Here is a 23,817-nt window from a genome sequence, read left to right as displayed (position 1 = left end):
TTCTCATGGATTTTCTGAACCTGCTGGCCCGGTTGGCCGACCTCGATTCGACTACTGCCGCCCCCCAACTGGCGGCCCCACGCCGCGCCGCCCTGGGCCGGCTGGGCCAAGCTGGTACGGCCCTGCTGCCGGGCCTGCTGCTAAGCGCCCTCAGCCAGCCAGCCACCGCCGGCACCCTCGACACCCGCACCCGCCTCGATGTACTGCTGCTGGTTCGCCAGTTGGCAGCTCTGGGCAACGAGTTACACTCGCGTGCCCTGGGCCTCGTGGCCGGTTACCCGGCCCTGCCCCTCACGGCCACCGAAAAAGCCGGTATTCAGGTTATTCAGCAGCAGGAGGCGCAGCGCGTTACTGTTTTCTCGCAGCTGATTACTGACGGTGGTGCTACGCTGCCGGCCACGCCGCGCTACGATTTTACGGGCAGCCGCAACGGTACCCAAACTGCCCTTTACCCCGACATCCAGACCAACCCCGCCACTTACCTGCTGGTGGCGCAGGTAGTGAAAGACGTGGCGGTGCGTGTTTACAAGAGTCAGGTTGACTTTGTGCGCGCCGATGCCTACCTCACCGAAACACTGCTGCGCAGCCACTCGGCCGAAGCCCGCCATGCCTCGCACCTGCGCACTATGCGCCGGCAGCGCGGGGTTGCGGTAAAAAGCTGGGTTAGCCCCGACGACGCGCCGGTGGCCGCCACCAGCCCGGCCATTGCCAAGGTGTACGAAGGCGAATCGGGTTTCATCCAGACCTACAACGCCAGCGGCGCCAATGGCCAGGGAGGCGCACTAGTTTCGGTACCCTTCGATTCGACCCTGCCCATTAACGTGGCAACGCCACCACTAAGTGCAGAAGCCATTCTGCGCAAGGTGGCCGAGGCCTTCGACGAACCAGCCGACGCCATTGTCGCTACCAATGTAGCGGCCCTATTTACGTATTAAATACGGGCTTTCTAGCGGGTTGGCAACACTGGTTTTTTACAGGAGGAGCGTGGCAAACTACGTTCCTCTTGCTTTTTTTGGCCCGCCGGCCGCTATAGCCACTAGTCTGGCAGCTGTATCTGTCCGATAATATTTTGTATCTTTCAAGAAAGAGGCTACCCGGCTGCGGGTAGCGCGCGGCCTTTTTCTGTAGCACCCGTACAAGGGGCAGTTTGGCTGTTTAAAATCATCCTTCCACCTTTTAATTCATCGTTCTTACCCACCCTCCCACCTTTCCCACCTAAAATTATTTACCATCATGTTGGAGTATGCTAAAACCATTCTGCTGAAAGTCAGCTTCGACAAAATTCTGTTTGAAAAGGAGTTACGCAAGGCCCTGCGGAATCTGGTACCCGCCGATTTGCAGGAACTTAAAGCCTGGTGTTACCAGCAATTTTCCAGAATTTATCATCGCCTTCTGAACCGAGTTTTCGGTCAGCCTGCTTTGGGGTAAGCCCCACCTCTCCTGTTGCAACCCACGCAGCCGGCACCGCAAGGGCCGGGCACCGCAAGGGCCGGGCACCGCACCTACTGGTAGCGCTGCCCGGCCCTTGCGTTTTTAAGCTTAATCAGCTAATCAGCGGCCGCATCAGTGGCCCCGGGCACGTCGTCGGTTACGAAGCGAATGTTGCGCTGTAGGCCCGCGTAGCCGGTGCGCTTCACGGCCGACTGCCGGAACAGCTCCGAGAACAACTCGTGAGTGATTTCCTGCCAGTCGCCGCGGGTCAGGTCTTTCAGGGCCGGGTGCGGGTTGAATTGCGGCTCGTGGTGGGGCTTGGCGAAGCGGTTCCAGGGGCACACATCCTGGCAGATGTCGCAGCCGAATACCCAGTTGCCGAACTTGCCTTCCACTTCCCGCGGAATCTGGTCTTTGAGTTCGATGGTGAAGTAGCTGATGCACTTGCTCCCGTCCACCACGTAGGGCTCGGTAATGGCCTGGGTAGGGCAGGCATCCACGCACTTGGTGCAGGTGCCGCAGTAGTCTTTGATGGGGCCGTCGTAGTCGAGTTTCACGTCCACAATCAGCTCGGCAATGAAGTAGAACGAGCCCACGCCGGGCGTAATCAGGTTGGAGTTTTTGCCCACCCAGCCTAAGCCGCTCTTTTTAGCCCAGACCTTATCCATCACCGGGGCCGAATCGACGAAGCAGCGGCCACCCACCTCCCCTATCTCCTGCTGCATATCGTGGAGCAGCTCTTTCAGCTTGTCTTTGATGACGAAATGATAGTCGCGGCCGTAGGCATACTTGCTGATTTTGAGGGTATCGTCGGGCTGCTGGGTTTCCTCGGGCGGGTAGTAGTTGAGCAGCAACGAAATAACCGATTTGGCACCCTCCACCAGCAGGCGCGGATCGAGGCGCTTGTCGAAGTGATTGGCCATGTAGGCCATCTGGCCGTGCATATTCTGGTTCAGCCAGTTTTCGAGGCGTGGGGCCTCTTCCTCCAGAAATCCGGCTTCCGAAATGCCGCAGTACATGAAGCCCAGCTCCGCCGCCCGGCGTTTGATGAAAGCAGTATAGTGGGCCGTTGGCAGCATAAGATCAGGCAGAAAGGACGTGCAAAAATACGTTATGCCGAAACGGCAGGCCAGCCAGCGGCGCGGAGTGCCGGGGCCCGCAATGCCGTGCCGCTTCCATACCCCGGAATTTGCCCCGACCTTTGGGGTTCAATTTTCAGGAGTCGGCCGTGATAAACGCAACCCAACAGGAGGAGAAGGAATACCTGGAGCAGATAAAGGAGCAGCTGACGCTGGCCATCCGGCGGGTAGACGGCTCGGTAAAGCAGTTTTCAGAGGAGCTGCGGGAGAAAAAAGAGTATATCCACGAGCACCAGTCGGGCATGGATGAGGCCGATATGGTGGCGGCCGGCCAGTCCATCAACCGCATGGCGTTTACGGGCGAAGCGGCCGTTGGCCGCAAGCGCAAGCTGCTCAAGCTGGGCCAGTCGCCCTACTTCGGCCGGCTCGATTTTGCCGCTACCGGCCGCGAAGCCGCGCCGGTGTACATCGGCATCTACTCATTCTTCGACGAGCTGCAGCGCGCCAACCTGATTTACGACTGGCGGGCCCCCATTTCGTCGATGTTCTACGATTTCGAGTCGGGCCCGGCCTCCTACACCACGCCAGCAGGCCCGGTGCGCGGCACCATCGGGCTTAAGCGCCAATACCGCATCCGCGACGGCCGAATGGAGTTTCTGCTCGACAGCGACGTGAACATTCAGGACGATGTACTGCAGCGCGAGCTGGCCAAGTCGTCGGACGACAAGCTCAAGAACATTGTTGCCACCATTCAGCGCGACCAGAACGCGGTTATCCGCAACGAGAGTGCCTCGGTGATGGTGATTCAGGGCGTGGCCGGCTCGGGCAAAACGTCTATTGCCCTGCACCGCATTGCCTTTCTGCTGTACCGCTACCGCGAAACTATTGCCGCCGGCGACATTCTCATCATCTCGCCCAACAAAGTATTTGCCGACTACATTTCCAACGTGCTGCCCGAGCTGGGCGAGGAGTACATTCCGGAGATGGTGATGGAGGAGCTGGCGGCCGACCTGCTCGAAAACCGGCAGCCGTTCCAAACCTTTTTTGAGCAGGTATCGGCCTTGCTGGAGCACCACGACGCGGCCTTCATTGAGCGCATCCGGTTCAAGTCGTCGTTCGATTTTCTGAGCCAGCTCAACCAGTACCTGCTGCACATTGAAAACAGCTACCTCACGTTTCAGGACCTGCGGGTGGGCAGCACACTGGTCCCGAAGGCCCTTATCGAGCAGAAGTTCCGAGGCTACCACCGCGTGCCGCTGCTGAAACGCTTCGCGCTGGTGGCCCAGGATGTGCGCGATTACGTGCGCCACGCCGCCGGCCGCAAGCTCAGCGGCCGCGAGAAGGGCACGATTGGCGAGGCTATGAACCGCATGTTCCGGTTTCAAAACGTGCTCGACATCTACCGCGACTTCTACCGCTGGGCCGGCCAGCCCACGCTGCTGAAGCTCGGGCATAACCTGAAGCTGGAGTACGCCGACGTGTTTGCCCTGATTTACCTGCGCATCCGGCTGGAGGGCGTTAGCACCTACGCCCACGTAAAGCACCTGCTGATAGACGAAATGCAGGACTACACGCCCGTGCAGTACGCCGTGCTGTCGCGCCTGTTTACCTGCCGCAAAACCATTCTGGGCGATGTAAGCCAGACGGTGAACCCGTACAGCGCCTCCTCGGCCGAAACGATTGAGCGGGTTTTCCCGCAGGCCGATGTAGTGCGGCTCTACCGCAGCTACCGCTCGACGATGGAAATTACGGCCTTCGCGCAGCGCATCACGCCCAACCCCCACATTATTCCGCTGGAAAGGCACGGGCCGGCCCCGGCCGTGGTGGGCTGCGGCAGCCCTGCCGAGGAGCTGGATACGCTTAAGCGGCTGCTGGAGGCGTTCCGCAAGTCCGGTAATCAGTCGCTGGGCATCATCTGCAAAACCCAGCACCAGGCCGAGCAGGTGCATGAGGCGCTGCCAGCCCCGGATGTTCACCTGCTCACCGACGAGTCCTCGTCTTTCAAAGAGGGCGTCATCATCACTACCGCTCACCTGGCCAAAGGGCTGGAGTTTGATGAAGTTGTTGTGCCCTTTGCATCGGCCCGCACTTACCAAACGGAAGTAGATAGGAGCATGCTTTACGTGGCCTGCACCCGCGCCATGCACCAGCTTACGCTCACGCACACGGGCCAGCCAACCGGATTTCTGGCCTGATTTGCCCTATCTTGACCAAAATCATTCGCTCAGCGGACGCAAATCAAGGCGGCCAAGCGCTTAGGGGGCAACCTTTGTCGGACGCCAGACGCCCGGTGCCCGAACCGGCTGGCAGACGGCTTTATTTTTACCTTTCAATCCCTTTCCAGATGACCCGAAATACGACCAAAATCCGCACGATGAAAGTGCTGCTCACCTCCCTGGCCGGGGCCGGCGTGGGGGCAGCCGTGGGGGTGCTGCTTTACTCGAAAAGAAGCACAGAGCGCCGCCAGCAGTTCCGCCATTACCGCACCGAACAGCGCCTGCGCCTGCAGGGCGACTGGAACCAGCTCAAAGCCAAGCTGCAGCAAACCTACACCCAACTCACCGACGAGGACCTGGCCTATGTGGAGGGCAAGGGCCACGAGCTGGTGAGCCGTTTGCAGGCCAAGCTTGGCAAGGGCAAGCGCAAGGTCATCAAGCTACTGAACGCGTTGTAGCCTTACTGCCTCTACCCACCCAAAACGGGCCCGCCCCTGGTTGTAGCAACCAGGTGGCGGGCCCGTTTTGGGTGGCGGGTAGCAGGCAGGCCTACTTAGCCGCCGGGTACCAGTTACGCAGCCGCACGTCGATTTTCTTGTTGGCGGTGTTCACGGTTTTCTTGAAGCTGTCCACATCACTCAGGCCATCCTGGCCCCGGTAGTGGTAGGGGTACACGATGCCCGGCTTGAAGGCCAGCACGCCCTGAGCGGCCTGGTCCACGTCCATGGTGTAGGGCAGGTTCATGCACACGAAAGCCACGTCTATTTTCTTGAGGGCGCGCATTTCGGCAATGTCCTCGGTGTCGCCCGACAGGTACACGTTCTTGCCGCCCAGGTTCAGCACGTAACCATTACCCCGGCCCTTGGTGTGCCGCGAATCGGCGGCTTCGGGCAGATTGTACATGGCCACGGCCGAAACCGACATATCCAACGTATCGAGGCGCTGGCCGTTGTTAAGAATGCGTACCTGCGCCTGGTACTCGGCGGGCAGCTTTTCGGCCACCGCTTTGGGCACGATCATCAGGGCTTTACCCACCGAAAGGCCCGCCAGCGTTTTGGGGTCGAGATGGTCGCCGTGGATGTCGGTAATCAGGATAACATCGGGCGCAGCCAGCCCGGCATAGGCTTCGGCTCCGCCGTAGGGGTCCACGTAAATGGTTTTACCGTTCCAGGTGAATACCACGCTGCCGTGCGTGATGGGCTGCACCGTTATGGGGCCTTTTTTGGTGGCAATCTGGTCGGCGGCCGCCAGGGGCGCGGCGGCGGGGGCAGCCATCTGGGCCTGCGCCTGAACCGCGAAAACAGCCAGCGCGGCTGTGAGCAGGAAGGTAGATTTCATCGAATTTTCTGTTTGATGCTGATGAGTGAGCAGAATGGCGTTCGGGGGCAGTGCCTTGTTGCCGCTGCTCCCCCCGAAAACCGTGCCCTATAACTCTGTTGCCCCGCACAAGTTTTAGCGGGCTGGCCACTCAGCTTGCTCTGTCTTGCCCTGACCGACATTGCCAGTCGGCTTAAAAGCGGGGGGGGGGGTATCGGCAGCAAGTCAAAGCCCCGCTTATGCTGCCTCTGCTGGCTTTGCACCGCCTGAGCCGAAAAAGCCGGCGCTGGTTTCCGGCCATGCCTACCACTTGCCGCTTTCCCCCTTGCCGGAGTGAGCCGGGCGCAGGCGGCTACTTCAAGCCGAGGCAGCCAACCGATTTGGTTAAGCGGGCCTACCCCTCCCGACTTCCGGCGGATTTTGGCCAGGTTGTTTCGCTTACCAGAATGCTTTTGCTTTATTTAACCCATGTTGCGACGTGGTTTGCCGGACCGCAGTGCGGGGCCTGGCTTCGCAACTCGGGTTATTTAATCGATTCATTTGGAGCCCCTGCCATGAGTCCGTTGCTGGTTACAGAACAGCCATTCCTGGAGTGCCTCAACAAAACGGCGCGGTGCCAAGCCGCCAGCCACGGCCAACTGGCCGGCTTAAGACGGTGCAGTACCAGGATAAGTTGCCGACACTATTATGCCCGGATGCTTTCAGGAATTTACTGCCTCCGGCTTAGGGGGAGGCGGCTGTATACCGGTTCCACATAGTTCCGACGCATCTGCCTTTGGGCACCGGCTGCTACTGTGGCGCGCCCCGCATACCCGCTCTTCCTTCTTCACTCCTTATTCCCGGCCCGATGGTCAATACCCCTGTCCCCGTTACAACCCGGCTCAATCTGCTGGAAGAAACGCGCTTCGAGAAGCAGCCCGTCACGGTTTTCCCCAGCCCGCAGCTGGCTTCGGTGCAGGTGGCGGCGCGCATTGCCAACCTCATCCGGGGCAAGCAGCAGCTTGGCGAGCAGGCCGTGCTGGGCCTGGCTACCGGGGCCACGCCGGTAGCCGTGTACGCCGAGCTGGTGCGCCTGCACCAGCAGGAAGGATTGAGCTTCGCCAACGTTGTCACCTTCAACCTCGACGAGTACTACCCCATGCTGCCCACGGCGCCCCAGAGCTACGTGACGTTCATGCACGAACACCTGTTCGACCACATCGACATCGAGCCGGGAAACATTCATATTCCCGATGGTACGCTGGCCCCCGAAGACGTGGCCGACTACTGCCTGCGCTACGAGCAGCAGATTGAGCAGGCCGGCGGGCTCGATCTGCAGCTGCTGGGCATCGGCCGCACGGGCCACGTAGGCTTCAACGAGCCGGGCTCGGCACCCAACTCGGGCACCCGCCTGGTGACGCTCGACGACCTCACCCGCCGCGACGCCTCGCGCGACTTCGGGGGCAAGGAGAGCGTGCCCCGCAAGGCCATTACCATGGGCATCGGCACCATTTTCAAGGCCCGCGAGCTGGTGCTGCTGGCCTGGAGCGGCAAGAAGGCTTCTATTGTGAAGAAGGCGGTGGAGGGCGAGGTATCGGGCGAGGTGCCGGCTACTTACCTGCAGTTGGCCCCCAACGTAGAATTTGTGCTCGATGCCGCCGCCGCTGCCGAGCTGACGCGCTTCGATACGCCCTGGCTGGTGAAGGACTGCGTGTGGAGCGAACTGCTGATCAGGAAGGCCGTCATCTGGCTTTCCAACACGCTGGGCAAGCCCATTCTCAAGCTCACCGAAGAGGACTACAACAACAACGGCATGGCCGAGCTGGTCACGGAGCGCGGCGCGGCCTACGACATCAATATTGCCATTTTCAACCACCTCCAGCACACCATCACGGGCTGGCCCGGCGGCAAGCCCGGGGCCGACGACTCGCAGCGCCCCGAGCGGGCCCTGCCCGAAAAGAAGCGCAGCCTCATCTTCTCGCCCCACCCCGACGATGACGTGATTTCGATGGGCGGCACTTTTATTCGTCTGATTGACCAGGGCCACGAGGTGCATGTAGCCTACCAGACTTCGGGCAACACGGCCGTCTGGGACGATGACGTGCTGCGCTACATGGAGTTTGCCATCGACCTGGAAAAAAGCCTGGGCCGCGACAGTAGCGAGCTGCTGAACGTGTACGAAGCCATGCGGGCGTTTATCGGCCAGAAACAGCCTAACCAGGTAGATACCCAGGAAATCCGCAACGTGAAAAGCTACATCCGCAAGAGCGAGGCCATTGCCGGGGCCCGCTACGCCGGCCTGCCCGACAGTAACATCCACTTTCAGGCCCTGCCCTTCTATGAGTCGGGCAAAACGGTGAAGAACCCGGTAACCGACGACGATATTGAGCTAACCATGCAGCTGCTGCAGCGCATACAACCGCACCAGGTGTTTCTGGCCGGCGACTTTGCCGACCCCAACGGTACGCACATTGTATGCTTCAACATCGTGGCCGAAGCCCTGCGCCGCCTGAAGGCCACCGAAAGCTGGGTAGCGGACTGCTGGGTGTGGATGTACCGCGGAGCCTGGCACGAGTTTCCGGTGCACGAAATTGAAATGGCCGTGCCCCTCTCGCCCCACGAGGTTACGCGCAAGCGCAACGCCATCTTCAAGCACCAGAGCCAGAAGGATACGCCCGTGTTTCCGGGCGACGACGCGCGCGAGTTCTGGGTGCGTGCCGAGCACCGCAACCACGAAACGGCCGAGCAATACCACCGCCTGGGCATGGCCAACTACGAGGCCATGGAGGCCTTCGTGCGCTGGCACTTCTAGCCCCTGCAGAAGGCATACCGCTCCTACTTGTTCCCGTTTACCGCTCCAGGCTGCCGGGCCAGTCCAGTTTGCAAGAGCTAGCCCGGCAGCCTCTGGCCCAGGAAATTACCCGTATTATTGGCAAATTACTTCCGTTATGTCAATCCCTCCTGCTATGTTAATTCAATCTGAAATTACCCTTGAAGCAGCCCGCCTGCAAGCATTGAAGCGCTACGATATCCTCGACACGCCGCGGGATGGCAGCATGAACCGGCTGGCAGGCCTCGCCGCCAGGGTATTCAATATGCCCATTGCCATTATCAGTCTGGTTGATGAAGACCGGATATGGTTTAAGTCGCGCCACGGCCTGGATGCCGAGCAGATTGACCGGGGCGGCGGCCTATGCGACTCGGCCATCCTCTCCGATGAAGTGTACATTGTGGAAGATGCCCGCAACGACCCGCGCACCCTTGCTAACCCACTTGTGGCGGGCGAATTTGGCCTTCGGTTTTACGCCGCCGCCCCGCTACAAACCCACGACGGCTACCGCCTGGGCACCTTCTGCCTCATCGACCAGAAGCAACGCTACCTGAACGAAAACCAGAAGCTGGTTCTGCAGGATATGGCGGCCATTGCTATGGATGAGCTTGAACTGCGACTGGCTGCCCGGCAGGCCGCCCAGGAAAACGAGCGGCAGCTCAACGAACTCCGGCAACAGCTAGGCAGCAAAGCCTGACCGCTGTCTGTCTCTCGGTTCGGGTTTAGGCTACCAGCTTTGGAGGTTACGTGCTGAGCCGTTGCAACACGGCAACCAGCTCTTCGCCAACCTGCTCAATGCGCGTCAGGCCCCGGCGAGCTTCGTCGATGTGACCCTGGCGGTATTGCGTCGCCAGCTCGCGGCCCGTATTCAGCAGCTGCTGGAGCAGGCGCTCGGCTTCGCGCACTTCGGGCCGGTTGGGGTAGCGGGGCTTTACCTCAGTGCTCAGCCACAGGCCCAATGCATTGTTTTGCAGCGAGAACAGGTTCTCATCGGCCTCGCGCACCCCGTAGAGTACCGAGCGCAGCTGCGACTTAAACAGAATCTGTTTAATGCGGGCTTGCTGAATATCAAGAGTAGTAAGATCCATGGGTGAGGAAGTGAGCAAAACCTGGGGAGCACACTCGCTTACCTAGGAGGCAGCCGGGGGTTGTGGCAACAGGCCTTCTAGCTTATGGCGGGCCTCCACAAGTTCAGTTACATCGAAGGCAAAGCTGATCACCCCCACAATTTGTCCTTTTTCACGCAGCGCCTGATACGAGAAGTCGAAATACCGTTCCTCGATCTGGCCCGTGGCACGCCGGTGGAGCTGCAACGGCATCTGCTTGCCAGAGAAAGGCTCCCCCGTCTGGTACACATTATCGAGCAGCGCGATGTAGCCCTGTTCGGCAGCCTCGGGCACTACTTCCAGCACCGACCGGCCAATGATGTCGTCGGTGGCAAATAGCTCGTAGTAGGGCGGGTTGGCGAACTCGAATATGTGCTGCGGCCCGCGGGCAATACCGATGAGGGCGGGTGCCTGCTGAAACAGGGCGTAAAACGTTTCGCGCTGCGACTGTGCGAGCTGGTAGGCCTGGTACGCCTGATCGGAAAGCGCTGCCTGCTCTTCGCTGGCTTGCAGCAGCTCCAGTACCATCAGTTTCTGATCCTGAATATCGACGCTGCAACCTACCCACATGGTTACAACACCCTCGGCAGTGCGGCGCGGGATGCCACGGGCCAGTACCCAGCGGTAGTCGCCGTCGGCACAGCGCAGGCGGTATTCGGTCTGGTAAGCCTCCCCCGACTCGTAGGCCCCGCGCCAGGCGGCAGCCGCACCGGCCCGGTCGTCGGGGTGTACCCCATCAAGCCAGCCAGAATTGGTTTCGGCCTCCATCGGCTTGCCCGTAAAATTGAGCCAGCGCTGGTTGAAGTAATCGGCCGCCCCGTCGGGCTGGGTAGTCCAGACCATAACGGGTAGCGACTCGAGGATAAAGTGGGTCCGCTCCTGGCTTTCGAGCAGTTCGCGCTCGATGGCCTGGGCCTGCTGCTCGGCGCGATGCTGCGCGGTTACATCTTCTGTTTTGAGCAGAATAGTCTGGAGCTGGCCTTGGTCGTCGAACTGGGGGTAGTTGGTCGTCTGCCAGTACCGCTCCTCCAGGCCGCCACCCTGTGCGGCGGGGCGCTGCAGGTCGTAGCGGATGCGGGGCATGGTGTGGGCCGTGGCGTGCTGGCGCACGTACTCAAGCGAATTGAAAAGCACCTGCCACTCGCTTTGCTCTTCGCGGGGGAAAACATCGAATACATCGCGGCCCACAATGTCGGCGCGTTCCAGCAGCGTGGTCGTCAGGTACAGGTCGGTGGCGTCCAGAATGGTATGGTCGGGTGCCACCAGCATATAATGCTCGGGCAGCTGCCACAAAGAATAGAACGTGCCGGGGGCAGGAAGAGGGAGAGTCATGGCGCGAGAACTAGAAAAAGAGCAGGCGATGAGCCTTTACTTACATACGACGGAGCCACGCAGCGGCCGTGGGCAGGTCGTGGAAGGACATGAACGTAATACCGGAGGAAGTTTGCTGCATGGCCAGTTCGGCCGAAAGCTGGCTGTAGCGCTCGGGCGAGTGTACCCACGAAAAGTAACGACAGCCGGCAGCATGGAGCTGCGGAAAAAGCACGTCGCTGCCCCATTTGGCCGCATCGGCCCACAAGCCCGACACGTGGGTATTGTCGTTAAGTATTTTAGCGCAGCGCTCCTGCTGCAACAGCTCCAGCAGCTTGAGCGCCCCGGGCATAATGTCGTCATCATTGAGCCGGCCGTGCCAGTCGAGGTACAGCCAGTCATCAATGTAATTGATGGAAATGGTCAGGACAGGCGAGTCGTAAAGGATGCGGTTGGCCATTGCAAACTAAGAGGTGGTGGCAGGTGTACGGTCGCAGCCACGTTGGGTTAGGGCAGGCCTGGAAAACGGGCGCCCTAATGCACGATGAATACAAAAGGCGGTATACAACCTTCTCTGTGCTATTTCGCCATGTGATAGGCTCGTTTGAACGCCCCGGCTACCGCGGCCGCCGGGCGCTTATGACACTTGCCGCAGCCACTGCTGCGCTGCCTCCTCCGAATCGAACATGCGGTAGGTAAGCGCGGCCACGTGGGCATCAGTCATCAGCTGGCTGGTAGGAAGACGGGCAATATCGTCTTTGGGCAGCAATACAGCGCCATAAATGCGGGCAACGCCCCGCTGCTCGGCCGTAAGCCAGTAATTAACAATCCATTCGCTTTCCTCGGGTGTAAAGGCCGTCATCAGCCGCTGGTCGCCCAGCAGCCTGTTCCAGCCCCGCAATTCCAGGAGCTTGCCGGTATGGGTAAGAAAGGACTGCAGATAATCGAGCCGGCGAAGGCCGGGTTCGTAGATAATATGGGCGTACCCCTCGGGGTGTTCCATCACCCTCCCCACAGGGTTGTTGAAGTAAAGCCGGGAGGCAGCAGGCATGAGCAACGGGTAGTTAGAGCAAAAGGCTAAAGGCACCAGGTAATGGAGTGCAACTACAAGTGCGGGCCCCCGGCATCAGGGGGGCACCGGCACCATATGCACCCGTCATTGAAAAGGCAATTTAGGTATTCCGGCTGAACGCGCGGCTGAACCGTTTCGCCGGCTTTTCAGATCATTTCCTGCCTGAACGCAACAGTAAACGCCCGAAAAGCTACATCCGAAGCCTTCTAAAAACCTCTAATAGTGCGAGTTGATCAATCAGCGAGCAGAAATCAGGCACCTGTCTTTATGGGCAAGCCGACGTACCAGCGGCGGCGTAGCCAGCGCGCAACATTCACCAAGACAATGAGGGTAGGCACTTAAATAAGTGGCCCGATAACGCCGGCAAAAGCCTGACCCGAGTTGAAGCCAAACACACCAATGGCGACGGCAATGGCCAGCTCGAAATTGTTGCCGGTATTGTTGCCGGTGGCCGTGAAGGCACTACTGGTATTCGAGGCGTAGCTGGCTCCCAACCATTTGCCGGCTGCAAAGCAGTATCTGAACCCTGTTGTTTCAGCGCCTTAGCCAACCACAAACGGCCCGGCCCCTGCCAGCCAAATGGTAGCAGGGGCCGGGCCGTTTGTGGTTGGCTATGCAGCCTAACTGAACAGCTCGCCGGTGGAGGAGTTGCCGCGCAGGTGCTGCGGCATAGGCCGGCCCAGGTGCTGGTAAGCTGCCTCGGTAGCCTCGCGGCCGCGGCTGGTACGCTTGATGTAGCCTTCCTGAATCAGGAAGGGCTCGTACACCTCCTCAATAGTTTCGCCTTCTTCGCCACAGGCCGTGGCAATGGTGCTAATGCCTACCGGACCACCCTTAAACTTGTCGATGATGGTAGTCAGAATGCGCTTATCCATGTCATCGAGGCCGCGGGCGTCTACGTCGAGGGCATTGAGGGCGAACTGGGCAATATCCTGCGTGATGGTGCCGGTACCTTTGATCTGGGCAAAGTCGCGGGTGCGGCGCAGCAGGTTGTTGGCGATGCGCGGGGTGCCACGCGAGCGGCGGGCAATTTCGTAAGCCGCCTCGTCGTGAATGGGCGTGGCCAGGATTTCGGCCGAGCGGCCCACGATGCTGGTCAGCAGCTTGGCATCGTAGTACTCCAGGCGGGAGCTGATGCCGAAACGGGCTCGCAACGGCGCCGTGAGCATACCCGAGCGCGTAGTGGCCCCGATGAGGGTGAACGGCGACAGGGAAATCTGCACTGAGCGGGCATTGGGACCCGAATCGAGCATGATGTCGATGCGGTAGTCCTCCATGGCCGAGTACAGGTACTCCTCCACTACCGGGTTGAGGCGGTGAATTTCGTCGATGAAGAGTACATCGTGCGGCTCCAGGTTGGTGAGCAGGCCGGCCAGGTCGGAAGGCTTGTCGAGCACCGGGCCCGAGGTCATTTTGATACCCGATTCGAGCTCGTTGGCGATGATGTGCGAGAGCGTGGTTTTGCCCAGTCCGGGAGGGCCGTGCAGCAGCACATGGTCGAGGGCGTCGCCGCGGCGTTTGGCGGCGGCCACGAATACCTTCAGGTTTTCCACCACCTTATCCTGGCCGGCGAAGTCGTCGAAGGAAAGCGGCCGCAGGGCCTTGTCAATGTCTTTATCGGTGGCGTCGTAGTGTTCGGTGTCACCCGTCAGGAGCGGTTCGCGCATAAGTCTGGCAATAATTCAGCGTGTCGAAAGGTAACACTTTGCCGCCGGCCTTGGTGCCTTTTTTAGCAAAAAATAGTTGGCACCTTGAATACGGCTAACATGATTAGCAATTGCACTTATGGAGCTGTCTGAAAAGTTAAAGAAACGTCATGCTGAGCCTGCCGAAGCATCTCTCCCACTTTGTGGCAACGGTTGCAACGAAGCGGCAGAGATGCTTCGACAGGCCCAGCATGACGGGCTCATTAGCGTTAACGACTTTTTAAGAAGTTTTTCTGTTTAAAGACTGCAGGCTTGCTGTATGGGCGTTGTTACTTCCAATCAGCAGGCCAAGGCTGTACCTTGCAGCCTTAACCCGCTGCCTCGCATATGCCCGCTTCCAATTCCTGGCTCGATACTCTGCCAGCCGATTTCTACGCCCAGCTCACCCACACCCTGAACCTGCACGGCATGGCCGCGCTGGAACTGCTGAGCCGGCCCGCCACGCCCGCCACCGACCGTATCCACCAGCTTAGCGGCCTCGATGCAGCTACCGTGCAGCGGCTCAACGGCATCGGTAGCCACGCGCAGCTGCTGGCGGCTTTGCGGCAGGAGCCGCTGGCCGTATACCACCTGCTGCTGCTAGGGGGCCTGACGCTGGAAACCAGCTTAGCCGCGCCGGTACTGGCTTACGTGCGGCAGGCGATGAGCATTACCGAGGAACAGCTGGGGCAGCTGCTCGCCTACTGCCAGCAGCTGAGCGGGGCCTTTCTGGGGCAGCTGGAAGAGCATGTAGCGGCCCCGGCAGGCGCGGCTTCGCTGGGCCTGCATCGGCTGGCAGTCGAGGAGGCTTTTGCAGAGTTTTTGGCCGCGCAAATGGCCGCCCGCCCCGTGGCCGAGTTGCGGCCGTTGCCGCCGCAGCTGCACATTATGCGTTTGGCGCTGCTGCTGGCCGTCAGCCTGCCGCAGGACACCGACCATCCGTTCGCGCAGGCCGTGCGGGCGCTGCCCCACCTGCAGCCCGCCACCCTGGAGCCGCTTATTGCCCGGCTCGGCCACGCGCAGGCCCACGCGCCACTGCCGCTCAGTATGCCCGAAGTGGTGCAGCTCTACCAAGCCCTGCAGGTATGCGGCATGGTGTTCGTGTCGGATTTGATGAGCCACATCGGACTGGAGGACTCCTTCCCGACCTTATCGGAGGAGGAGCGCCGGGCCAGCGAGCCAGCGCCGGCCAGCAACCGCGAGGCAGTAGGCAGCATCGTGAGCGGCTTCACGCAATGGGTGCAGCAGCACTTCCCCAACCACCCCGACATAGCGTTGGCCCGGCAGCAAGTGCTGGCCCTGGCCGATGAACTGTAGGCGGTGAACTGTGGACGGCGAGCAATAGAAGAACTATTATAGAACAGTCATTCTGAGCGAAGGCGCAGTCGCAGTCGAAGAATCTCTACCGCCATAGTAATCCTGTCGTTGGGAAATACTTTGGCGGTGGGGATTCTTCAACTACGGCTGCGCCTTCGCTCAGAACGACCGTTCTATAACAGTGAAGCTGTTTAGGAAGTACCCGGAATCAATTAGAACGTCATGCTTCATCTGGCGTCCGCGCAGCCGAAGCATCTCTACCGCTTCGCTGAATGACTGTAACGAAACGGTAGAGGTGCTTCGGCTGCGCGGACGCCAGATGAAGCATGACGTCCTTTTGACTTTCTAAACAGCTTCAGTTCCTGCTGATTCGTTCTACTGGGCCAGCAGCACTTCAATTTCCAGATGCAGCCACTCATCTTCCCAGGCTTTGTGGGTGAGGCGGGCCGAGAGCGGGTAGCCGGCGTCGAGCAGGCGGGCAACGGTTTCGTTGCGGCCTTCGGGCAGGTAGCCAAGCCAGAACGCCTCGCCGGAACCACTGGTGAGCACGCGCACAGCCCAGTCGTCGTAGGAGCTGTCGGCCTCGCGGGTGAGGGCCAGGGCCTGGCCGGGCTGTAGCGCGGGTTCGAACTCGCGCAGGCCGGGGCGGTGGGTGGTACCGGCCACAAGGCATTCGAGCAGTACCAGGGCGTTGGCGGGGGCAGAATCGGACATGGGGAGAGAGGCGTAGTGAGGCTCTAAACTACGCAGCAAAACGGGTTTACGCAGCTGCGGGTTGGGCAACCTGGCAGTGCGGGCCGCATTTGCCCGGGTTCGGCTGGCCTCATTTGCCCGCCCGCTACCTTTGCCGCCTATGTATAGCAAGACCGAAGCCACCCAGCTCCGCCAGGCCTTCTGGACCACGCTGGGCCAGTACATGCAGCCCGTACCGTCGGCCGACGGCGGGCCAGTGAACTGGATGAACTACAAAACCGGCCTCAAGCACGTGTATTTCCGCCTGCACGCCGACAACCGCCACGCTACTATCAGCATCGAAATAACGCACCCCGACGAATGCCTGCGCGAGCTGTTCTTCGAGCAGTTCCGGGAGTTGCGGCCGATGCTGGAAGAAATCACCGGCGAAACCTGGACCTGGGAGCCGGCCGCCGTCAACGAAAGCGGCCAGCCGCTGGCCCGCATCTGCCACGAACTGCGCCCCGCCAACCTGTTCTCCCGCGACGACTGGCCCCGGCTCATCCCCTTCTTTAAGCCCCGGCTAGTGGCGTTGGACGAGTTTTGGAGCACGGGGCAGTACGCTTTCGACGAGTTGCGGTAGGGCGACGGGTCGATACCTCGACTGGAGACAAAAACGGCCACTCTGTTTCCAGAACGGCCGTTTTTAAACTGTGCAAGACGCCACTATATCACTCATCCGGGAAATCATCCGGCACCGCTTTCAATAACTGCCGAATTTCCTCTCGCCCAATTGACGCAACCTCTGACTTATCGTAGATTGAGAGTAGAAAAACCCACTCGGTCCCGGTTTGCGCATCCAATACCCGCCGGTAGGTGATAACCCGCGCCCCGCCGCTTTTGCCTTGGCCTTTGCTGGCAATAGCCACCCTTATTTTATAGCAGTCCTGCCCCAACGGCTCCCCTAAAGCGGGCTGCACCAGTAGAGCAGTTCCAAGAACTGCCAGTTCAGATTTCAACGAGCGGTACCGCTTTACTAAAGGCTTGGCTTCGCGCTTGAAGTTAGCCGTGGCAATGACGCGAACAGGCACTGCGGGCGGTTAAAGCGAATCCAAAAAATCGTGCAAATCCTCGCCCGGCTGCTTTCCGGCTTCGATAGCGCGAGTTTCTAGCAGCGCACTGCGCATACCCTCCAGCACCTCGTCGCGGCGACGAAGCTGGGCGTAATACGCTTCCAGCTCCTTCCACCGCGCAATCGGAATCACGACAGCTTCGCGCTTGCCGGTTTCGTCGGTCAGGTAATGCAGTGCTTGCGCCGCCATAGTCGAGGAGGGGTAAGAGGGTTTATTTGAACGCCTGAATGCCCTTACTATCCGCCTTCATAGTGGAAAGAAAAACACTGTAGTACCAGCTGAAATCACAAGACACTATCCGCTCCGTGCCTTAATAGTCTCATTTGGCCTCACTTGACCTGGGCAACCAGTTACGATAGTGCTTCGGGGCGAATAAAAGTACAATCCAAGCAACAATGCATATTGGAACTCCACCATTAAGCAGGGAATTTGCATTAAGAGCCTCAGCAACAGTAAATAAAGACACCCACATACCTATCCAGATTATGGTACCTCGCCAGCCCAAAGGATAGCAAAGCAGCATAACAATAAAAGGCAACACAACCATAAACCAAGAACGATAAGACGGCTGTTTGAGATGCTATAATTCTGCGCTTACTTGAACGCCTGGATACCGGTGATATCGGCGCCGGTGATGAGCAGGTGGATGTCGTGGGTGCCTTCGTAGGTGAGCACCGATTCGAGGTTCATCATGTGGCGCATGATGGGATACTCGCCGGTAATGCCCATGCCGCCGTGAATCTGGCGGGCTTCGCGGGCAATGTGCAGGGCAATTTCGACCGAGTTGCGCTTAGCCATCGAAATCTGGGCGCTGGTGGCTTTGCCTTCGTTTTTGAGCACGCCCAAACGCCACACCAGCAGCTGGGCCTTGGTAATTTCGGTAATCATTTCGGCCAGCTTCTTCTGCTGGAGTTGAAAGCCGGCAATCGGCTTACCGAACTGCTCACGCTCCAAGCTGTACTTCAGCGCCGACTCGTAACAATCAATGGCCACGCCGATAGCGCCCCAGGCAATGCCGAAGCGGGCGGAGTCGAGGCAGCTGAGGGGACCTTTGAGTCCGTCGATGCCGGGCAGCAGGTTTTCCTTGGGCACCTTCACGTTGTCGAACACCAGCTCGCCGGTGGTGCTGGCGCGCAGGCTCCATTTGTTGTGGATTTCGGGGGTCGTGAAGCCTTCCATGCCGCGCTCCACGATAAGGCCTTTGATGCGGCCTTCCTCGTTTTTGGCCCACACCACGGCCACCTGACACTCGGGCGAGTTGGAAATCCAGAGCTTGGCACCGTTCAGCAAGTAATAGTCGCCCATGTCCTTGATGTTCGTGGTCATGCCGCCGGGGTTCGAGCCGTGGTCAGGCTCGGTGAGGCCGAAACAGCCGAGCCACTCGCCGCTGGCCAGCTTGGGCAGGAATTTCTTGCGCTGCTCCTCCGAGCCGTAGGCGTAAATCGGGAACATTACTAGTGAGCCCTGCACCGAGGCCGTGGAACGCATACCGGAGTCGCCGCGCTCAATTTCCTGCATAATCAGGCCGTAGCTGATGTAATCGAGGCCGCCGCCGCCGTACTCGGTCGGGATGGTGGGGCCGAACGCGCCGACATCACCAAACTTGCGCACGATTTCGCTCGGGAAGTGTGCCTGCTGGGCCCATTGCTCGATGTTGGGGCTAATTTCCTTTTTTACGAAGTCGCGGATGCTCTGCCGAATGAGCTTGTGCTCCTCAGTCAGCAGGCCGTCGAGGTCGAAATAATCGGTGAAACCGGCGGCGTTGGTAGAGCCGCGCTGGGCAGTGTGGGCTTTTGCCTGGGGCGAGAGAACGTCAGCTTCGGAAGACATGGCAGAGGGTAAATTGGGTTGGGTGGCTCAAAGATAAAGATTTAAGACGGCGCCGGCTATTCGTGTGCTCAGCCCGATTCATTAACAGAACAGCCTACCAGCAAGCGGGTTCCGGCACATCCTAAATTCATTCCTCATCTTTCTGTCGCTGATCTGCGTAGCGCCTACCCGACCCCAGCGCGTTGCTCATAGCAGCAAAGGCTCTTCTGATGCGCCAGCGTCCGTAAGCCGGCCCCACTACCTTTGTTTTGAAGCTATTACAGGAAGTGCCTAAGAACTTGAGCGAATGTCATGCTTCGGCAGGCAGATGCTTACCTTTTTAACCGGCTTCTTTCCCTCGCCCAATGCTCCCTCCTACGCTAAGTAAACGTTTTCAGGACCGTCTGCAGGAGCATCGCCCCCAGCTACTCAGCCGGGCCGATGCTACGCTGTTTTACCTGAGCCTGGCAGGGCTACTGATTTTTGTATACGACCTGGGGTTTGCGCAGGCAGCGGCGGCCGAGCAGGCATTTTCGGTTTTCTACGGAGGCTACACACTGGTTCTGGTGGTGGTGCTGGTGCTGCGGTTATTCCTGCTCAACCGGGCGGGGGTGCCCAGGGGGTGGGTGATGGTCGAGTTCGGGCTTATCCTGCTGGCGGCCTGCGGGGCTTTTTTGAGCTTCTTTCCCGAACAGTTCTTCTATCACAGTACGGTATTGGGGCGCTTCGTCGATCGGGGCTTTCTGGTGCTGGGTGTGCTGCTGTATATATTCCTGATCGAGCTTTCGCGCCGCTCGCTTACCATTTACCGCCTGCGCTACAACCCGGCGCTGCTGTTTATCGGCAGTTTCGTACTGCTTATTCTGCTGGGGGCGGGGCTGCTGCTGCTGCCCCGCGCCACGGTACAAGGCATTCCGCCCCTCGATGCCCTGCTCATCTCGACCAGCGCGGTGTGCGTTACCGGCCTGGCTACCGTGGATCCGGCCACGTATTTCACCACCTTCGGCAAAACCGTTATCCTGATGCTCATTCAGCTGGGTGGCCTGGGTATCATGACGTTCACGAGCTTCCTGACGCTGTTTTTCCAACGTTCCTCGTCGTTCCAGAACCAGCTTTTCATGCAGGGACTGGTGAATGAGGAAAGTATCGGTAACACCATGCGCACCATTGGCAGCATTGTGGGCATCACGTTTCTGGTGGAGTTTATCGGGGCCGGGCTGATTTACGCGTCCATCAGCCCGGCCGCTGTCCCGCACCTGTCCGACCGGATGGGGCTGGCCGTTTTCCACTCCGTATCGGCCTTTTGCAACGCGGGTTTCTCTACCCTGCCCGGGGGCCTGTACAACAGCGGCTTTCGCTTCAACTACCCCTTTCAGCTGGTTATCATCGCCCTGATTGTGGTTGGCGGCATTGGCTTTCCGATCATCTTCAACCTGTACCGCTACCTGCGCGAAAGGAGCCTTAGCCGCTGGCGGCAGCTGGTACGCCGCGAGCGGTACGTGTACGTGCCGCGTATTATCAGCGTAAATACCAAGCTGGTGCTGCTTACTACCGCCATTCTGCTGGTAGGCGGCACGGTGCTGTATGGCGTTTTTGAGTACAATAACACCCTGCGCGAGCACTCAGGATTCGGTAAGCTCGTAACGGCGCTATTCGGGAGCGTTACACCCCGCACCGCCGGCTTCAACACCGTGGATATGGCGCAGCTAAGCACCCCAATCGTGCTCATTTACCTGCTGCTGATGTGGATTGGAGCCTCGCCGGGCTCCACAGGCGGCGGCATCAAAACCACCACCTTCGCCCTGGCTTTCCTCAACATTGCCAGCATTGCCCGCGGCAAGGAGCGGCTGGATGTTTTCGGGCGGCACGTGCCCAGTAAGTCGGTGCAGCAGGCGTTTGCCGTGATGATGCTCTCGGCGCTGGTTATTGGGGTGGCTACGCTCTCAGTTGCGTATTTTAACCCGGATATTCCGATTGTAAAGGTGGCGTTTGAGGTGTTTTCGGCCTACAGCACCACCGGCCTCAGCCTGAACGTAACCAGCGAGCTGGCAGCGGGCAGCAAGCTGGTAATTATTATCACAATGTTCCTGGGCCGCGTGGGTACGTTTACGCTCATTGCCGGCGTGGTAAGCAAGGTAAACGACTTAAACCACCGCTACCCCCCCGAAAATATCATCATCACGTAACTTTTGCTGAACTTACCTTTTCGCTGAGCAAAACCGCATGAAATACATAATTATTGGCCTCGGCAACTTCGGCGCTTCTTTATCGATGCAGCTCACGGCCATGGGCCACGAGGTGATTTCGGTGGACAACGACATGGCCAAGGTCACCCAGTTCAAAGACCTGATTACGCATACCGTGTGCCTCGATGCCAAAGACCAGCGGGCCCTGGCCACGCTCCCGCTCAAAGACACCGACATGGTGCTGGTAGGCATTGGGGAAGATTTTGGCGCCTCCGTAATGGCCGTGGCCAACTTCAAGCAGCTGGGCGTCAAAAAAATCATCGGGCGCGCTATTTCACCCCTGCACCAAACGGTGCTGGAGGCCATTGGCGTTGACCGGATTGTGAGCCCGGAAACCGAGTTTGCCGAGCGTCTGGCCAAAAGCCTCGACATGAAAGGTATTCTCGACTCGCTGGACCTGACCGAGGACTACAACATCATTCAGGCCACGGTGCCCGCCCGCTACGTGGGCCACACCATCCAGGAGGCCAACTTTCGGCAGAAGTACAACATCAACGTGCTCACCATCATCCGGCAGAAGCAAGCCACCAACATGTTCGGCCGCTCGCAAACCAAGCCGTCCGCCATTGGCGTAGTAGCCGCCGACACCGTTTTTTTGGTCGACGACATTATGGTACTTTTCGGTAAGATGGACGACATCCGGAAAGTACTGCAGTAAGTACCCGACACTGCGGAGCGCATCGGGCCGCTAAATTTGAGCCCCAGCGCCAGTTTTAAAACGACAACCCGGGCATACGAGTACAAGGGCAGCCTGCCACCGCAGCAGGATTCCTCAACCCCGCAATCAGGTTCTGCCCGGCCACCCGCGGTTTGCCACTCCCTCAGCTTACGCCTACCCCCTTTTATGAGCCACGAAAAAAAGCTAACCGAACTGGAAGCAACCGCCATTTGCGGCAACGACATTTCTTCGTCCTGCCTCTACGTTTCGGCTCTGGCCATTGCCTACGCCGGCCAGTACGCCTTCGTGGCCCTGCTGATTGTAGCGGCGGTGCTGTTTCTGTTCCGCAAAATTTACGGCGAAGTGGTGGGTGCGCTACCCCTCAATGGCGGGGCCTACAACGTACTGCTTAACACCACCAGCAAGCGCAACGCCGCCCTGGCCGCCTGCCTCACCATCCTGTCGTACATGGCCACGGCCGTGATTTCGGCCTCCGAGGCCATGCACTACCTGCACACGCTCTGGGAAGGGCTCCCCATCATCGGGTCCACACTGGGGCTGCTGGGACTGTTTCTGGCGCTTACCATTCTGGGTATGTCCGAGTCGGCGAAAGTGGCTGTGGCCATTTTCATTACTCACCTGGTTTCGCTTACGCTGCTGGTGGGCGCGGCCATCTGGTTTCTACTAACCCACGATTTGAGCACCTTATCGCTCAACTTCTCGGCCCCGGTACCGGGCGGCAGTATTACTACGGCCCTGTTTTTCGGTTTCAGCGCAGCCATGCTGGGTATTTCGGGCTTCGAAAGCTCGGCCAATTTTGTAGAGGAGCAAGGCCCTGGGGTGTTTTCGAAGACGTTGCGCAACATGTGGGTAGTCGTGAGCTTCTTCAACCCGGCCATTGCTTTTCTGGCCATTGCGGTCCTGCCGCTGGCTACGGTGGGCGAACACACCGAAACCCTGCTCTCGTACCTGGGCACCACCACCGGCGGCCGCTGGCTGGGGATACTCATCTCTATTGATGCCGTGGCCGTACTCAGCGGAGCTGTACTCACGAGCTTTGTGGGCGTGAGCGGCCTGATGAAGCGCATGGCTCTAGACCGCATTCTGCCCCAGTTCTTCCTCAAGGAAAACAAGCGCCAGAGCAACTACGTGATTCTTATCACCTTTTTCCTGCTGTGCATGTCGGTGCTGTTTATCACCAACGGCGAGCTGGGCCCGCTCTCAGGCGTATACACCATCTCGTTTCTGTCGGTAATGGCCTTTTTTGCGCTTGGCAACTTCCTGCTCAAAAGCAAGCGCCCCAACCTCCCCCGACCGGTGTACGCCGGCATTCTAACGGTTACAGTGGCGCTTATCAGCATTATGGTAGCGCTCTACGGCAACATCACGCTGCACCCCGACTACCTCATCGTGTTTTTGCAGTACTTCCTGCCCTCGATGGCCGTGGTCTACATTATGCTCAACCGGGCCTCTATCTTGGAACTGATTCTAGCCGCCGTCACCTCGTTTGGCCATAAATACCCGGGCATGTCGCGCTTCAGCCGCCTGCAGGTGCAAAAAGCCACCCGCGAGCTGCATCAGCAGGAATTCGTGTTTTTCACCAAGGGCGACAACGTGTCGAACCTTAACAAGGTGATGGCCTACGTGGTGGAAAACGAGTTTACCAACCGCCTCAAAATCGTAACGCTGCTTCGCGACGGCGAATCATACTCCCAGGATCTGGTAAACGATATTGAGGTGCTCGACCGGGCCTACGAGGAAATCCGAGTCGATTTCGTAGCCATGCCCGGCCACTTCGGCCCCGAGCTCATCGACCGCCTCTCCCGCGAGTGGAACGTGCCTAAAAACTTCATGTTCATCGGCTCCCCCGGCGACCGGTTTCCCTACCAGATTTCCGAGCTGGGCGGGGTGCGCCTGATCATTTGATCACAGATGTTACAGACGGGGCCGATGCCG

22 protein-coding genes and 1 pseudogene are annotated in these 23,817 nt (G+C 59.3%); 11 read left to right on the top strand and 12 right to left on the bottom strand.

Annotated features, from left to right (window positions below; genetic code table 11):
- The first annotated feature begins 5 nt into the window (after positions 1–5).
- Both HW554_RS07325 and HW554_RS20605 read left to right on the top strand, forming a co-directional pair.
- A complete protein-coding gene (locus HW554_RS07325) occupies positions 6–935 on the top strand; it encodes a ferritin-like domain-containing protein (protein ID WP_176907930.1) in 930 nt (309 codons plus the stop codon).
- 298 nt (positions 936–1,233) lie between these two features.
- Complete coding sequence (locus tag HW554_RS20605) at positions 1,234–1,428, top strand: hypothetical protein (protein WP_246285144.1); 195 nt, start codon at positions 1,234–1,236, stop codon at positions 1,426–1,428.
- 119 nt (positions 1,429–1,547) lie between these two features.
- Here the strand turns inward: HW554_RS20605 and queG are convergent, their stop codons facing one another.
- Positions 1,548–2,510 (bottom strand): tRNA epoxyqueuosine(34) reductase QueG, encoded by a 963-nt coding sequence (gene queG / locus HW554_RS07320; protein WP_176907929.1) that lies wholly within the window; start codon positions 2,508–2,510, stop codon positions 1,548–1,550.
- A gap of 122 nt (positions 2,511–2,632) precedes the next feature.
- Here queG and HW554_RS07315 point away from each other — a divergent pair, with 122 nt between their 5' ends.
- Positions 2,633–4,705 (top strand): HelD family protein, encoded by a 2,073-nt coding sequence (locus HW554_RS07315; protein WP_218134632.1) that lies wholly within the window; start codon positions 2,633–2,635, stop codon positions 4,703–4,705.
- A 149-nt stretch (positions 4,706–4,854) separates the two neighbouring features.
- Positions 4,855–5,184 (top strand): CsbD family protein, encoded by a 330-nt coding sequence (locus HW554_RS20600; protein ID WP_246285143.1) that lies wholly within the window; start codon positions 4,855–4,857, stop codon positions 5,182–5,184.
- 91 nt (positions 5,185–5,275) lie between these two features.
- Here the strand turns inward: HW554_RS20600 and HW554_RS07305 are convergent, their stop codons facing one another.
- The gene (locus HW554_RS07305) at positions 5,276–6,064 is read right to left on the bottom strand and encodes an MBL fold metallo-hydrolase (RefSeq protein ID WP_176907928.1); all 789 of its coding nucleotides are present in this window, start codon (positions 6,062–6,064) and stop codon (positions 5,276–5,278) included.
- A gap of 826 nt (positions 6,065–6,890) precedes the next feature.
- Between HW554_RS07305 and nagB the strand changes: the two genes are divergently transcribed.
- Positions 6,891–8,834, top strand: coding sequence for a glucosamine-6-phosphate deaminase (gene nagB / locus HW554_RS07300; protein ID WP_176907927.1), 1,944 nt, complete (start codon positions 6,891–6,893; stop codon positions 8,832–8,834).
- A 154-nt stretch (positions 8,835–8,988) separates the two neighbouring features.
- Positions 8,989–9,549 carry a GAF domain-containing protein gene (locus tag HW554_RS07295; RefSeq protein ID WP_176907926.1) on the top strand — a complete coding sequence of 187 codons (561 nt, stop codon included), beginning with the start codon at positions 8,989–8,991 and terminating at the stop codon, positions 9,547–9,549.
- Positions 9,550–9,595: 46 nt separating this feature from the next.
- On the opposite strand, the gene HW554_RS07290 is transcribed toward HW554_RS07295, so the two are convergent.
- The 6 genes and pseudogenes from HW554_RS07290 to ruvB form a co-directional block, all read right to left on the bottom strand.
- Positions 9,596–9,940 carry a hypothetical protein gene (locus HW554_RS07290; protein ID WP_176907925.1) on the bottom strand — a complete coding sequence of 115 codons (345 nt, stop codon included), beginning with the start codon at positions 9,938–9,940 and terminating at the stop codon, positions 9,596–9,598.
- Positions 9,941–9,982: 42 nt separating this feature from the next.
- The gene (locus HW554_RS07285; RefSeq protein WP_176907924.1) at positions 9,983–11,290 is read right to left on the bottom strand and encodes a PAS domain-containing protein; all 1,308 of its coding nucleotides are present in this window, start codon (positions 11,288–11,290) and stop codon (positions 9,983–9,985) included.
- A 40-nt stretch (positions 11,291–11,330) separates the two neighbouring features.
- Positions 11,331–11,729, bottom strand: a complete 399-nt coding sequence (locus HW554_RS07280) for a hypothetical protein (protein WP_176907923.1) — start codon at positions 11,727–11,729, stop codon at positions 11,331–11,333.
- A 177-nt stretch (positions 11,730–11,906) separates the two neighbouring features.
- Positions 11,907–12,320 carry a hypothetical protein gene (locus HW554_RS07275; RefSeq protein WP_176907922.1) on the bottom strand — a complete coding sequence of 138 codons (414 nt, stop codon included), beginning with the start codon at positions 12,318–12,320 and terminating at the stop codon, positions 11,907–11,909.
- Between the two features lie 359 nt (positions 12,321–12,679).
- Positions 12,680–12,853, bottom strand: a pseudogene (locus HW554_RS20945) (arsenic resistance protein); the annotation flags it as partial.
- 108 nt (positions 12,854–12,961) lie between these two features.
- Positions 12,962–14,008, bottom strand: a complete 1,047-nt coding sequence (gene ruvB, locus HW554_RS07265; protein ID WP_176907921.1) for a Holliday junction branch migration DNA helicase RuvB — start codon at positions 14,006–14,008, stop codon at positions 12,962–12,964.
- Between the two features lie 366 nt (positions 14,009–14,374).
- Between ruvB and HW554_RS07260 the strand changes: the two genes are divergently transcribed.
- Positions 14,375–15,343: a hypothetical protein gene (locus tag HW554_RS07260; protein WP_176907920.1), complete on the top strand. Its 969-nt coding sequence runs from the start codon at positions 14,375–14,377 to the stop codon at positions 15,341–15,343.
- Between the two features lie 375 nt (positions 15,344–15,718).
- Here HW554_RS07260 and HW554_RS07255 read toward each other — a convergent pair whose 3' ends face one another.
- Positions 15,719–16,057, bottom strand: a complete 339-nt coding sequence (locus tag HW554_RS07255; protein ID WP_176907919.1) for an HIRAN domain-containing protein — start codon at positions 16,055–16,057, stop codon at positions 15,719–15,721.
- Positions 16,058–16,196: 139 nt separating this feature from the next.
- Between HW554_RS07255 and HW554_RS07250 the strand changes: the two genes are divergently transcribed.
- Positions 16,197–16,658 carry a DUF4268 domain-containing protein gene (locus tag HW554_RS07250; RefSeq protein WP_176907918.1) on the top strand — a complete coding sequence of 154 codons (462 nt, stop codon included), beginning with the start codon at positions 16,197–16,199 and terminating at the stop codon, positions 16,656–16,658.
- Between the two features lie 88 nt (positions 16,659–16,746).
- Here the strand turns inward: HW554_RS07250 and HW554_RS07245 are convergent, their stop codons facing one another.
- From HW554_RS07245 to HW554_RS07235, 3 genes are all read right to left on the bottom strand, one after another.
- A complete protein-coding gene (locus HW554_RS07245) occupies positions 16,747–17,106 on the bottom strand; it encodes a type II toxin-antitoxin system RelE/ParE family toxin (RefSeq protein WP_176907917.1) in 360 nt (119 codons plus the stop codon).
- Between the two features lie 9 nt (positions 17,107–17,115).
- Positions 17,116–17,337 (bottom strand): hypothetical protein, encoded by a 222-nt coding sequence (locus tag HW554_RS07240; RefSeq protein WP_176907916.1) that lies wholly within the window; start codon positions 17,335–17,337, stop codon positions 17,116–17,118.
- A 405-nt stretch (positions 17,338–17,742) separates the two neighbouring features.
- Positions 17,743–18,978: an acyl-CoA dehydrogenase family protein gene (locus HW554_RS07235; protein ID WP_246285142.1), complete on the bottom strand. Its 1,236-nt coding sequence runs from the start codon at positions 18,976–18,978 to the stop codon at positions 17,743–17,745.
- A 344-nt stretch (positions 18,979–19,322) separates the two neighbouring features.
- Between HW554_RS07235 and HW554_RS07230 the strand changes: the two genes are divergently transcribed.
- From HW554_RS07230 to HW554_RS07220, 3 genes are all read left to right on the top strand, one after another.
- Complete coding sequence (locus HW554_RS07230; RefSeq protein ID WP_176907915.1) at positions 19,323–21,143, top strand: TrkH family potassium uptake protein; 1,821 nt, start codon at positions 19,323–19,325, stop codon at positions 21,141–21,143.
- Between the two features lie 37 nt (positions 21,144–21,180).
- On the top strand, positions 21,181–21,861 hold the full coding sequence (locus HW554_RS07225; RefSeq protein WP_176907914.1) for a potassium channel family protein: 681 nt from the start codon (positions 21,181–21,183) through the stop codon (positions 21,859–21,861).
- 186 nt (positions 21,862–22,047) lie between these two features.
- Positions 22,048–23,787, top strand: a complete 1,740-nt coding sequence (locus HW554_RS07220; protein ID WP_176907913.1) for an APC family permease — start codon at positions 22,048–22,050, stop codon at positions 23,785–23,787.
- Positions 23,788–23,817: the final 30 nt, after the last annotated feature.

The sequence above is a fragment of the Hymenobacter lapidiphilus genome (genome assembly GCF_013377885.1).
In the GTDB taxonomy this organism is placed as follows: Bacteria; Bacteroidota; Bacteroidia; order Cytophagales; family Hymenobacteraceae; genus Hymenobacter; species Hymenobacter lapidiphilus.
The sequence above is the reverse complement of the archived record's forward strand: the minus strand, read 5'-3'. Positions and strand labels throughout refer to the sequence as shown.